Annotated in this window: 9 protein-coding genes; 8 read left to right on the plus strand and 1 reads right to left on the minus strand. The window is 47.1% G+C overall.

Annotation, left to right across the window (positions count from 1 at the left end):
* Nucleotides 1–37: 37 nt before the first annotated feature.
* Complete coding sequence (gene mnmC / locus CA267_RS16435; protein ID WP_075609781.1) at nucleotides 38–2,059, minus strand: bifunctional tRNA (5-methylaminomethyl-2-thiouridine)(34)-methyltransferase MnmD/FAD-dependent 5-carboxymethylaminomethyl-2-thiouridine(34) oxidoreductase MnmC; 2,022 nt, start codon at nucleotides 2,057–2,059, stop codon at nucleotides 38–40.
* Nucleotides 2,060–2,268: 209 nt separating this feature from the next.
* Here mnmC and fabB point away from each other — a divergent pair, with 209 nt between their 5' ends.
* The 8 genes from fabB (at nucleotide 2,269) to CA267_RS16475 (ending at nucleotide 13,404) form a co-directional block, all read left to right on the plus strand.
* Entirely contained in the window at nucleotides 2,269–3,483 is a 1,215-nt protein-coding gene (gene fabB / locus CA267_RS16440) for a beta-ketoacyl-ACP synthase I (RefSeq protein ID WP_075609780.1), read from the plus strand.
* A gap of 110 nt (nucleotides 3,484–3,593) precedes the next feature.
* A complete protein-coding gene (locus CA267_RS16445) occupies nucleotides 3,594–4,742 on the plus strand; it encodes a 4-phosphoerythronate dehydrogenase (RefSeq protein WP_075609779.1) in 1,149 nt (382 codons plus the stop codon).
* 76 nt (nucleotides 4,743–4,818) lie between these two features.
* Complete coding sequence (locus CA267_RS16450) at nucleotides 4,819–5,835, plus strand: aspartate-semialdehyde dehydrogenase (RefSeq protein ID WP_075609778.1); 1,017 nt, start codon at nucleotides 4,819–4,821, stop codon at nucleotides 5,833–5,835.
* 479 nt (nucleotides 5,836–6,314) lie between these two features.
* Entirely contained in the window at nucleotides 6,315–9,584 is a 3,270-nt protein-coding gene (locus tag CA267_RS16455; RefSeq protein ID WP_075609777.1) for a FimV/HubP family polar landmark protein, read from the plus strand.
* 146 nt (nucleotides 9,585–9,730) lie between these two features.
* A complete protein-coding gene (truA, locus tag CA267_RS16460; protein ID WP_075609776.1) occupies nucleotides 9,731–10,522 on the plus strand; it encodes a tRNA pseudouridine(38-40) synthase TruA in 792 nt (263 codons plus the stop codon).
* Nucleotides 10,523–10,677: 155 nt separating this feature from the next.
* Nucleotides 10,678–11,523 carry an acetyl-CoA carboxylase, carboxyltransferase subunit beta gene (accD, locus tag CA267_RS16465; protein WP_075609775.1) on the plus strand — a complete coding sequence of 282 codons (846 nt, stop codon included), beginning with the start codon at nucleotides 10,678–10,680 and terminating at the stop codon, nucleotides 11,521–11,523.
* The gene (folC, locus tag CA267_RS16470; RefSeq protein ID WP_232367567.1) at nucleotides 11,524–12,792 is read left to right on the plus strand and encodes a bifunctional tetrahydrofolate synthase/dihydrofolate synthase; all 1,269 of its coding nucleotides are present in this window, start codon (nucleotides 11,524–11,526) and stop codon (nucleotides 12,790–12,792) included.
* Nucleotides 12,793–12,816: 24 nt separating this feature from the next.
* Entirely contained in the window at nucleotides 12,817–13,404 is a 588-nt protein-coding gene (locus CA267_RS16475; protein WP_075609774.1) for an SPOR domain-containing protein, read from the plus strand.
* Nucleotides 13,405–13,607 lie beyond the last annotated feature (203 nt).

A 13,607-nucleotide genomic window follows, 5' to 3' on the forward strand; every position in this document is an offset into this window, starting at 1 on the left:
TTTGCAATTAACAGAACCTTGGACGGCTCGAGACTTCTTAATCTTCCTTACCGCCGATAGTGTCAGTTTCTGCTGCTCCACGCTGACAAGCTCGTATAACAAAGCGATTAGGGTTTAGCGCCTGAAGCAGCGAATTAGCCATCGGCAAGGGCTGGTGGCACAGCTGGCTGACCAGCATCTCAGCCATGAGCGGTGCCGTTGTTAAGCCTCTTGAACCCAAACCAGTAAACACACTTACTCTTCCCTTTGCTGGTAATGGCATGGCAGATAAAGGCTGGCCTTTAAATAAATCTGCATAATCCCGAGCCTGCTTTTCTGTATCTCCCAACAATCCTACTGCAGGCTGGTGATCTGGCATGCCAAGACGAACGGATGCTCTGGCGGTGCCATCGTATTTTAACTTGTCTATCCATTGTGAACTTGCCAGCGCCTTTCTATGAGTTTGTAGATTGATGTGGGTCTCACTTTCTCGCGGGGTACAATCCACATCATTTTTTTGATACGTTGAACCGAGAGCATGACGGCCTTGATAGGCGGGTGTTAAGTAGCCTTTATGGCAAATCACAGCTTTCAGATTGACTATTGGCGGCTGAGTAGGAATGGCTTCAACCTGGCCTCGCACCGGGCGAAGAGGGAGCTGATCAAAGATATCTAAAGTAATCGAATCAGCGCCCGTTGCGAGTATGACATGATCGAAATCATAGCGGGTGTTGTTAATTGTCAGGTTAACGACGTCGGTAGATTCCCTTATTTCTGTTATCTGATGGGACAATTTAACGTCTACATATTCAGCCGCGGCATTGATTAGCGAAGTCACCAGTTCCGGCGGGCAGATCCAGCCTCCCTGGGGAATGTAAATGCCGCTGTAGGGCAGGTGAACCCCGGCTATAGCAGTGACTTCCTGTTCATTCACCGGCGCAATCATTTCGCTGGGCCAGATATCGGCAGAAACCATTTTATGTTGCCGCTTAACCACTTCTTCAGAAAAACCCAATTGCAAGACGCCGCACCAGTCATGACTAAACGGACGATGTTGCGCAAGCTGCCGATAATGGCGATTGGCGTATAGAAAACTCAGCGCCTGAATCTGGCTGGGAAAACTGGCCTGCGCGTGTAACTGCGGATAAAAACCGCCTTGCGGATTGCCTGAGGCGCCTTGTGCAAGAGAGTCAGAGTGACAAAAAAGCGTAGCGGAAATACCCCGTTTGGCCAGAGCATAGGCGGTACACGCACCCGCCAAACCGCCTCCCACAATAGCGACGCGGTGATGAGCGGTGAGCGCAACGGAGCTAAAGCGATAGTAAGGCGCATCGATTTTTTTGCGGCGAAGCTCTGCATAACGTCCCACTAACATATCCCGTTTACGCCCAAAGCCCGGATGCTTTTTTACTTCGAATCCAGCGGCAGACAAACCCCGCTTCACCACGCCAGCAGCGGTAAAAGTACCAAAGGTAGCGCCGGGTTTTGACAACCTTCCGAGTTGAGAAAACAATGCATCGGTCCACATCTGCGGATTTTTGCTGGGAGCAAAGCCATCAAGAAACCAGGCATCAACAAGCCCGTCTACAGGAGTATGCCACTGCGGGAGTAACGCGTGGACATCGCCTTGCCACAAATCCAATGTGGTTGAAAAAGCGTTAAAATGGAGACGATGACATCCTTGTAGTGCCATAGGGTATTGGGCAACCAGTAGATCAGCCGCTTCCGCTAACGTGGGAAAAGCTAGTAACGCTTTTTTTATGTCATCTTGAAGTAAAGGATACTTTTCTGTTGTCAGAATAAACAAGTGGGTGAGGGGATGATCAGGATTCGCATGCCGAAATTGCCGAAACGCGTGCATAGCCACCAAGCAGTTTAGGCCAGTGCCGAAACCGGTTTCGCCGATAACGAAGTGAGATTTTTGATGTTCTAACCAGCGCCCTGGGAGATCATTTCCGCCCATAAAAACGTGCATGGTTTCATCAATTCCACTGTCATTGGAAAAGTAAACATCGTCAAAATTATCAGCAACGGGCGTGCCTTGGGTATTAAAATGAACTGTGGCTGAGGTCGATTTCAACGCTTAAACCTTGGATTAGAATGATTTCGCTGGGGCGATCATAACGTGCATGCTAAAGTGAAGGTAGTGTTTAATCGTTGCTTATACTGTAATACATTCAGTGCATACTTAAGGTGTAGGCATAACGTCGAGCGGTATAAACGAAAAGAGCAGACCACTTTGGTGCTGAAAATCGTTAACATATGCCCCATCTAAATAAAGGGTAAATTATGAGAAGAGCTGTTATCACCGGTATGGGCATTTTGTCCAGCATCGGTGTCAATAAAGAAGACGTTCTGGCGTCCCTGAAAGCAGGTAAGTCAGGAATTACGTTCTCCGAACAATTTGCAGAAATGGGCTTACGTAGCCAGGTTTGGGGAAATGTTGATCTGGATGTGAAAGATCACATTGACCGCAAAGCCATGCGTTTTATGGGTGACGCTGCGGCATACGCATACATCGCTATGCAGCAAGCTATTGCTGATTCGGGTCTGGAAGAGAGTGATATTTCCAACGAACGTACAGGAATTATCGCTGGTTCTGGCGGTGCTTCTTCCGAGAATCAGGTGCTATCTGCCGATATCCTGCGGGAAAAAGGTGTTAAACGCGTCGGTCCTTATATGGTGCCTCGTTGTATGGCATCTACCGTTTCTGCGTGTCTGGCCACGCCGTTTAAAATTAAAGGTGTGAATTATTCCATTGCTTCCGCCTGTGCCACCAGCGCGCATTGTATTGGCAATGCGTTGGAACTTATCCAGTTAGGCAAACAGGATGTGGTATTCGCGGGTGGAGGTGAAGAGCTTCATTGGTCGCTCTCCAGCCAGTTTGATGCAATGGGCGCATTGTCGTCTAAATATAACGACAATCCTGCAGTGGCTTCTCGTACCTATGATGCTGATCGTGACGGCTTTGTCAGCTCTGGTGGCGGCGGTATGGTTGTCGTTGAAGAACTAGAACATGCGCTGGCACGGGGCGCAAAAATTTATGGTGAAGTTGTCGGATACGGCGCAACGTCTGATGGCTTTGATATGGTTGCTCCCTCCGGCGAAGGCGCGATTCGGTGTATGAAGATGGCGATGCAGAATATCGATGGACCCATTGATTACCTGAATACTCATGGTACTTCTACCCCTGTAGGAGATGTTAAAGAATTGGCGGCCATTCAGGAAGTGTTTGGCAAATCAGGCGTGCCAATCAGTGCGACTAAATCATTGACTGGCCACGCGTTAGGCGCAGCCGGTGTGAATGAAGCTATTTACAGCCTGTTGATGATGGAAAACAATTTTATTGCACCATCTATTAATATCAACAAGTTGGATGAAGCGGCAGCTGGTCTGGATATCGTGACTGAAGCACGTGAAGCTACGTTAAATACGATTATGTCTAATAGCTTTGGCTTTGGTGGCACAAACGCTACTCTGGTAATGCAGCGTTATCAGCGATAAAGTTAAAGGGAATAAGAAAACAGCGCCTGTGGGCGCTGTTTTTGTCTGTATCACGAGAATTTCCTAAGCTTCCGATGGTTTTCTCTTTCGTTCAAGGATGTAGTGACGTTATGAAACTGTATTTCGAAGACACCATTCCTCGGGGCGCCGAGTATTTTTCAACGTTGGGTGAGGCTGTGGCTTTTAACTGGCAGGACGTCGGTGCCGACGATCTTGTCAACGCCGATTATTTAGCGGTGCGTTCTACCACCAAAGTTGATGAAGCACTTTTACACAAGGCCTCATCCCTCAGATATGTTGCCACAGCGACAGCTGGCACCAATCATCTGGATACCGCCTATTTGGCGCAACACAATATAAAATGGAACTCTGCAGGCGGGTCTAATGCTGCAGCAGTGGCGGAATACGTAATCAGCGCGTTATTAACCGCGCATGAGCAGGAAAAACTTGACCTCTCCCGTATTACGGTCGGTGTAGTGGGAGCTGGGTATGTAGGAACCGCACTGGCGCATTATTTACAAGCATTGAATATTGCTTATTTACTCTGCGATCCGCCTTTGGAAAACACTGATGATCCCCGTCACTTTGTAAATATGGACCGAATCTTAGAATGTGAGGTGATCACGCTGCACGTGCCCTTTATTCAAGATGGCGAGTTTGCTACCGTTAACCTGATGAGCGAGCAGCGTCTAGAGGCGCTTCAGGGCCACCAATTACTGATTAACGCCTGTCGTGGCGAGGTGATAGATGAACCCGCTTTAATCGCGCGCCTGCACAAGCCCAATCCACCATCGGTTGTCCTTGACGTCTACTATAACGAGCCGAATATCAGTAGCACTTTGTTGGAAAAGATTTGGTTAGCTACGCCTCACATAGCAGGCCACTCAGTTGAAGGTAAGCTTCGGGGAACGCAACTTGTGTATGAGCAGTTTTGCGATCAGATGGATAAGTTTCCTCAGCTTGCCATGGAAGACTTTTTGGATACACCTGAACCCGTTGATTTTACGCCGGAAGATCCCTCTGTCGAAGCATTGTCCTGGGCTGAACTACGCCAACTGCTAATTTCGATATATGATATCCAAGACGACGATAGGTTTTTTCGCCAAGCCATGGCAAAATCGAATCAATTTGCGGCGATAAGAAAATCATACCGGGTTCGTCGCGAATATGCAGCGTACACACTGCGTCTCTCCGGAATGGTTTCCAATGGTATAATCCGCCAGCTAACCGGTTTGGGATTTACCTTGGAAATGCTCTAGCAGTGTGTTGCAAAATAATCAGCCCAGCGTGATGTATTAACCTTTTCACGCGACGAAAGTAGGAGTTTCACCTAATATGTCACAAGCCTTTGATGTTGCCGTTCTTGGCGCCACAGGTCTGGTCGGCCAGACAATGATCGATATTCTTGAGCAGCGGAAATTTCCAGTTAAAACCTTATATCCGCTTGCCAGTAAACGTTCTGCTGGCGGTACCGTCACGTTTAAGGGCGAAGAAGTGGAAGTGTTGGATGCGGAATCCTTCGACTGGACCCAGGCGCAGTATGGTTTCTTTTCTGCCGGTGGCAGTGTTTCAGCGATTTATGCGCCGAAAGCGGCCGAAGCGGGATGTATAGTGATTGATAATACATCTCAGTTTCGCTATGAACCTGATATCCCTTTAGTAGTGCCTGAAGTCAATGCCCATGCCTTAGCTGATTTCCGCAACCGTAATATTATTGCGAATCCGAATTGTTCTACCATCCAGATGCTGGTAGCGCTTAAGCCTATACACGATGCGGTAGGCATTGAGCGAATTAACGTTTGTACTTATCAATCAGTATCAGGTGCTGGTAAATCAGCGATGGAAGAACTCGCTAAACAAACTGCCGATCTTCTTAACGCGCGACAAATCACACCAGAAGCTTTCAGCCGTCAGATCGCATTTAATGCCATTCCACAAATCGATGTTTTTTTGGATAACGACTACACCAAAGAAGAAATGAAAATGGCGTGGGAAACCCAGAAAATTATGGGTGACGCTTCCATTTTAGTAAATGCTACCGCCGTACGGGTGCCGGTTTTTTATGGCCATGGTGAAGCTATTCATTTGGAAACCCGCCAGCCTATTGATGCTGAACAAGTGAAGCAGTTGCTGGCTGATGCGCCAGGCGTGCAGGTGTATGAGGCCCGGGAACAGTTCCCCACGCAAGTCAGCAGTGCCAGCGGAAACGATCTGGTGCATGTGGGTCGTATCCGTAACGACATTACGCATCCAAACGGCCTGAACCTATGGGTCGTTTCAGACAACATTCGTAAAGGCGCAGCGACCAATAGTGTGCAAATTGCCGAAACGCTTATTCGCGATTATATGTAAATGACATCAACGCCAGGCAGGCCATTACCTGCCTGGCTACAACTATTTTAAACACTATTGGTTATCATGTGTCACACCAAACCTCCTCAATAAAATTCAGCAGAAACTAATTCGCTAATCATCCTTATCCATTTCCCTGCGGTTATTTGGGCTATTACCTAGATTGCTACTGGTAACTGGTTTATAGTTTTAAGCGGATAAAACTGATAGAGGTCGCTGTGGATTATTTTTTGCATGGCCCGTCAAAGGAAGCTGGCTCATTGACTTATGACGGTGTTTTGACAGTATGGCGGATCATGTTGAGCTGGCATGGCTTTATCATCGCAAAAAAACGCGTTTTACGTTGAACCGGCGCGCGAATAATAACAATGGGTAGAGGGATAACAGCAGATGATTATCCTTACATACCCAGCTACCTTAGAATGACCGCCAATGAATAATGGCTGCGGTTGAGACGCTTGAGGGTATATAGGAACGCTATGAAATTGCATTTGACGGGCATATTTGTTTTATCACTAATGTTAGCAGCGCCCCATCCAGACGTTGATGCTCAAGAAAGAACGATGCAAATCAAAGGCCCGAAAAACGCCACCAGTCAATATTCTGGCGTGGAGTTTGGCCCCGTCGATTCTTCTGATACTTTATGGCAGATCGCCGAAAGACATCGGCAAAATAAAAATCTCTCTATTTATCAGGTGATGGCGGCGATTTACCAGTTAAATCCCAACGCTTTTGAACAGAACAACTTAAACCTGATTGTAGACGGCGCTATATTGCGCATGCCCTCTGAACGCTACATTTCTCGCATCGATCCACAAAAAGCACAACAACGCGCCGAGCAGGATGAAAGAGAGTTTGCTCGTCTGCAAAAGCAATCGGGAACTCGCAAAGAAAACGTTAAGCCTGCTGTTCCGTTGGTTAATCAGGAAGATTTAAGCAATACCAAAACAGCTCTCGAAAAACAGCTTACTCAAATGGATGTTCAGCAGGCAAAGCAGTTCGATGAACTGCGGCAGCAATTTGCCGCGTCGCTGGAAAATGTACAGTCGTTACTTGACGAAAATCGTAAATTATATGAGCGGGTAGATCAGGTAAATACTGATTTAAGCAGTCTTCGTGATCAGGTTGAAGGAGATGTTCAGGCACAGATGGATGAACAGCTCGCGCTACAACGCCAGTTGCTCGACATGATTAGACAGGAGCAATCAGAACGGCAAGCTGAGAAAGGTGGCTCGCTGATGGATACGCTCGCTCATCCTGTCAGCTTAGTTGTGGGTTCCGGGATCCTGACCCTTTTAATTATGGGCGGGTTGGCCGCCTGGCTGTTAAAGCGTAGGGAGCCACCCACTGATTCGGCCCCTGATGCGCCTGTTTCCGCTGCCTCATCTATGTCATCAGCTCCGGAAAATACCACAGTTCATATGGCTACAGCGATGCCAGACAATCTGGCGGATGCAGCAGAATTGTCAGATGACGACTTATTTAATGATGACGATTTGCTTGATGACGTACTTTCCTCTGAGTTGGAAGAGGCACTAGACGATGAACTTGAAAACTTCGCCGAACTTGATGAAGACGATATGCTGGTGCCTGGAGGCGAAGACATATTTGAGGACGGCGAAGATTCTTTGGATCAGAACGAACTTGATAGCCTCTTCGGTGATGGTGACACGTTAAATACTGAGTTTGACATTGATGCAATTGATTTGTCGGAGAGCGATGACCTGCTGGATGAGCCAAACAAGGGTTCAGACGCGGATATCTCTGGAAGCGGAGCGGCGGAAGAAGTCGCAGCTGTAGCTGCTTCTTCTGCGAAAAATGATAATACTGGCAGTGATGAGTTTGTGGTTGAAGTGTCGGATGAAGCTGACGCAAATGGAAAAATTAGTGCGGGTACGACGGCGCTAGATGCAACTGAAGAAACAGACGACAAACCTGAAATCAGTATTGATGAGCTGCTGGAGGAAGACAAGCCAGCTACGCTTGAAGAAACTCTTGGGGTGGAAGACGCTACCATAAACGAAGATATGCTTGAGAAGCTGGACAAGGAAATTCATCAGCAGAATCAGGATCTTGATCGCATTACCGATGAGCTAATCGGCGAAATAGAGCAAATTGAAATGATGGGCGGGATGCCCGACGAACGTGATGAAGATGACGATTATGAAGATGAAATTGAGGTATCGAGTGCACCGTCGCCGCAAGGAATTCAAGACCTTGATGCCTTAACTGCAGATCTGGATGAAATAGATGTTGAGGATATGGAAAATGCTGACGACTTCAGCGACCCCCTGTCTGACGACTTGATAGCAAAACTACAGTCGCAAAGTAATGAAGACGTAATTAATACACCGCCTGCACATGTAATTGATACTACTGAAGAAGGCCTTTACGAGCATGACCTCAGTAACGACTTAAGCGTCGAACTGCTTGCAGAACTAGAAGCGGAAGAAGCCAAAGAAGATAAAGAATTAGACGAGCTTTCTGATGAATTATTGGCAGAATTGGAAGCAGAAGAAGCATTGTCATCATCTGAATCACAACCCGAGGAAAAATTACCGGCAAGCGATGCAGATAATGACGAATCGCTAACTGACGCGACAGCCGGGCAAGAGAGTGAAGATTCGGATGAAGAAGGCTCTGCACAGCAGCAAGCAGAGGCGCCGTCGTCATCATCTGAATCACAATTTGATGAGTCACCCGATGCTTCCGCAGCTGCGCCGGAAGCAGATGATAAAGCCGGTGATCACGAAGAGAATGCAGAAACTGATCCTTCAACAGACGCAATGGTGACACCGCCCCAAGCCGATCAGGCAAGCGCTGTCGATGCCGGTTTAGCTGATAAAGATTCTGGCGACATTAATAGTGATGACCCTGAGGAAGAGCAAGCTCCCGCATTTGAAGCTGCACCGAAGACAGAGTCAGAAGATAGTTTCGATAGCTCTGCAGGTGAAAGCGAGGACTTAGCGGCAGGGGCAGATGATTTTGTCGCGACCGATCCCCTTGATGAAGCTTTAGATGCTTTTGATAAGCAAATGATGGACGAGATCCCATCATTTTCCGAGATTGGTGCTGGTAAAACAGATACAGCCTTCAACGACAGCATTCTGGAAAATTCTTTTGATGAGACAGAAGAGTTCTCATTAGAGCAGGAAATTGATGGTGTGCTCCCCAACACCCAGTTTTCGGAAAAGGAAATTAATGAGCTAGAGGATGTTCCCGGGCTGGATGACTGGCTAACTGGAGATAGTGACAGCAGCGATGACGAAATTTTTGATGAGCTGGAAAATTCAGATTTTGATGAATTATTGGGTTCTATTGACGATGACACTGAAAGAAAGCCAGAGAGCCAGTCAAACATTAAGCTGGATAATCCAGACCTTGATCTTGAAGCCTTACTTACTGACACAGACGCAGAACCCTTAGCGCCAAGAGCAAAAGATGAAGCCTCTTTTCTTGATGTAGAGACGTTGCTGGATGAAAGCATGCAGGAAGATGAAGATAACTTCAATGAAGTTCCTTTGGATTTGGACGTAAGTCTATCTGATTTTACTGGTGTGTCAGAAGACGATGACATAATTGATATCGACAAAGATGCAGGTCAAAGTGCAAACCTTGATCTGGCCAGAGTCTATATTGAAATGGATGATATGGACGCGGCCAGAGAGCTATTAAAAGAAGTGGCAGAAAAAGGTAACAGTGATTTACAGGAAGAAGCGGAAAACTTGCTGGCGTCGCTCAAGGGTTGATTTGCGGCAAGAGAGGATATGCTGCTGATTAACGACGATAAGTGAAAAATTCGACGGGTTTTTTCCCATAGGATTGTCCCTCGCATTGCACTTGAATGCGGCTATGACTACACTTAGCCGATTTTTTTAAGAGGGTAGTGAGAAGTATGCCGCGAATTGCCTTGGGAATTGAATATGACGGTGCTGCGCATTACGGTTGGCAGCGACAAAATAATGTTCCTACCGTACAAGAGTATCTGGAAAAGGCATTAAGCAAAGTCGCCGATAAACGGATAGATATTTTCTGTGCCGGGCGGACCGACGCTGGTGTTCATGCTACGGCCCAGGTGGTGCACTTTGATACCGATGTGGTACGCCCAGAACGCGCCTGGACCATGGGAATAAATGCCAACGTTCCTGATTCTATTGCGGTGACGTGGTGTAAAGTGGTTGATGAAGACTTTCACGCACGTTTTTCTGCCACACATCGGCGCTACCGCTATATCATTTACAATGACCGCCTACGCCCTGCTATTTTACATAATGGCGTGACTCACGAGTATCGCGAATTGGATGAAAGCCGTATGCACCGGGCGGCGCAGGCGGTTATTGGCGAACATGATTTTAGCGCCTTTCGTGCAGCGCACTGTCAGTCTCGCTCTCCTTACCGGGAAGTGACGCGGGTAGAGGTTTCGCGGTTGGGTAAATACGTTATTCTTGATATTCATGCAAACGCGTTTCTCCACCATATGGTGAGAAATATTACCGGCTCGTTAATGGACATAGGCGCAGGAGAGCAGGGCGAGGACTGGATAGCCGAATTAATTGCTGCTAAAGATCGTACGCTCGCCGCTGCTACTGCAAAACCTAATGGCTTGTATCTGGTGCACGTGACCTATCCTGAGCGTTTCGAACTGCCGGTTCGGCCAATCGGGCCACTATTTTTGCCGGAAACCTGATACAGTGAACAAAAGCTTGTTTAACTTCTTAGACCAGTTTTGCTTTTAGCATTTTCGTGTATTGTGGTCTAATAGCGCGCTATATTAAAATTTTGACAGATGTGCACAAATAATAATCAAGTAAGCACTGAAAACGAATAAAAGGATTCTCCTTAATGAGCTGGATTCAAAAAATACTGCCACGGACGCAAACTTCTACTAAAGGAAATGTGCCTGAGGGTATCTGGACAAAGTGTGGGTCCTGCCAGGCAGTTCTGTATAAAACTGATTTAGAAAAGCAGTTAGAAGTATGTCCGAAGTGCGATCATCACATGCGTATCAGCGCTCGCAGCCGTCTCAATAGCTTTCTGGATGAAAAAGACAGAAAAGAACTGGGCGCAGAATTTGAACCTCGGGATATTTTGAAGTTTAAAGATTCTAAGCGCTATAAAGACCGTATTACAGCAGCGCAAAAGAGCACCAATGAAAAAGATGCGCTCATCGCTATGCAAGGTAAGTTAAAAGGAATGCCTGTTGCAGTGGTTAGCTTTGAGTTTGCTTTCATGGGCGGTTCCATGGCTTCTGTGGTGGGCGCGCGTTTTGTTGCTGCGGTAAATGCTTGTTTAGAAAATAATATGCCGTTGATCTGCTTTTCAGCGAGTGGCGGAGCCCGAATGCAGGAAGCGTTAATGTCGCTCATGCAGATGGCTAAAACGTCTGCTGCACTGGCGAAAATGAGCGAAAGAGGCTTGCCCTACATCTCCGTATTAACCGATCCTACTATGGGTGGTGTGTCAGCCAGTTTGGCCATGCTGGGAGATATCAATGTCGCTGAACCTAAAGCTCTAATTGGTTTTGCCGGCCCTCGTGTTATAGAACAGACAGTGCGTGAAACACTTCCTGAAGGATTTCAACGCAGTGAGTTTTTGGTGGAAAAGGGCGCAATTGATATGATTGTTGACCGTCGCCAGATGCGTGATAAATTACACCGCCTATTGGTAAAACTACATCGTCCCAATTAAGTGACCGAATCTTATCCTCATTCTATGGCGCCAGCGGCAAAGACGCTGGCGCAGTGGTTGTCTTACCTGGAATCTATTCATCCCACCACTATTGATATGGGGTTGGAGAGAGTCAAGCAGGTAGCGCAACGTCTTACCCTGGATTTCTCCAGTACCCTTGTGATTACCGTGGCGGGAACTAACGGCAAAGGCACCACCTGTCGTTTTCTTGAACAGGCCCTGCTTGCTCAGGGAAAATCCGTAGGTGTTTATAGCTCGCCTCATTTGCTGGATTATCGTGAAAGGATACGGATCAACAACGAACTCTGTTCCGAAGCTGATTACTGTCGGGTGTTTTCTGTAATTGAACAAGCACGCGAAGATATATCTTTAACCTATTTTGAATTTGGTACGCTGGCTGCTATGGTGATGATGCTTGAAGCGTCAGTGGATGTGGCGATACTTGAAGTCGGACTGGGCGGCAGACTGGACGCTACCAATATTCTTGATCCTGACATTGCAGTCATTACAACCATCGGGCTTGATCACCAGGATTGGCTCGGTGACACTCGTGAGCAAATTGCCGTAGAAAAAGCGGGAATAATGCGCCGGGGAAGCAAAGCCATTATCGGTGAGTTACATCCTCCCGCTACCCTTTACGAAGAAGTAAACCGATTAGAAGCTAAGGCATTATGGGCCCAGCGGGATTTTTCGGTGGTAGAAACCGATCATGGATGGCAATGGCAATGTGGCGCCGCTATCTTGACTGATTTACCCGCGCCGCAAATTCTCAAACAAAATATAAGTACGGCCTTAGCTACGTTACATGCCTTACAGTTAATGCCTGACGAACAACAACTTCGTTCTCTTATTGCAGAAACTTCACTACCCGGACGGAGACAGCGGCTATCAAGCGCTCCTGAAGTTATCGTGGATGTCGCGCATAATCCCCAGGCGACAGCAGCCATGGTAGAATGGCTAACTACACAGTCATATAACAATTTATTTTGTGTTGTAGGGATGCTCAAAGATAAAGCATTAGAGGAAACACTAGCAGTATTTACGGATGTTCCTGCTCAATGGTATTTAGCCACTACTGCGGGCCCTAGGGGTTGTGCGGCCAATGCACTAAAAAACGCACTGCCGCCCGCTCATCGAACACGCACATCGTGCTATGATTCTGTTATTAATGCGTACGTTTCCTGTCGCGATGTGGCCAAACCCGGTGACACCATATTAGTGTTTGGGTCTTTCCTGACTGTTGCAGATGTATTGGCGTTTCATGCGTGATGAATTAGGCAAAAGGAGTGTAAGGTGACTTCGGCTTTACAAAATCGGATAGTGGGTACGGTTATACTGGTTGCCTTGGCGGTAATTTTTCTGCCAGATTTTCTGGATGGGAAAAAGGAAAAAAACGAAGAAACGTTTGCAAGCGTGCCTGCAACGCCAACACGAAAACCTATCGTTGATCCAGAACCATTTCCTTCTGATAAGGTAGCGAAGGCTGCTCAGCGACCCATAGAAGTTGTCGACGACCCCGCGGTAGATGATGGCAATGCGACTGGACAAAATGCTAGTGTTGCTAAGGCAGAAGCGGTGGCAATAAAAGATAATCTTGCCACTCAAACTGTAGTCAATGATCCAGTTTCTGCAGATGAAGATGGCGGATGGGTTGTTCAACTTGGCAGTTTCCGCCACCAGAAAAACGTCAAGCAGTTGCTGGCAAACCTCGAAAATGCAGGCTATCGCGCATTTAGTCGACCTATAAAAACAAATTCCGGTTTGTTGACTAAAGTCTTCGTTGGCCCCGACCTGGATAAAGCCAGTCTACAATCTGCTATTCCGCATTTACAGGAAATTACTGGCCTAAAGGGAAAAGTTACTCGATTTAAAGTGGAATAGCGCAAATTGGGCCTGCAATCGGTTCACTTTCATACTTGTTATCGACTTAAGTATGGCAACTTTTGCTTACTTTTCCGGTCTCATCCCCAGGACGAAACAGGAAATCGCGTTGGTAATCTCCAAGGCTTCTGTTAAAATGCGCGCCATCTCGCCAAGGGTCTCGTTGGCTGCTGTTTTTCGTATTAACAGGCAAAATGTAATTT

It is taken from the genome of Alteromonas pelagimontana (assembly GCF_002499975.2).
Taxonomy (GTDB): Bacteria; Pseudomonadota; Gammaproteobacteria; order Enterobacterales; family Alteromonadaceae; genus Alteromonas; species Alteromonas pelagimontana.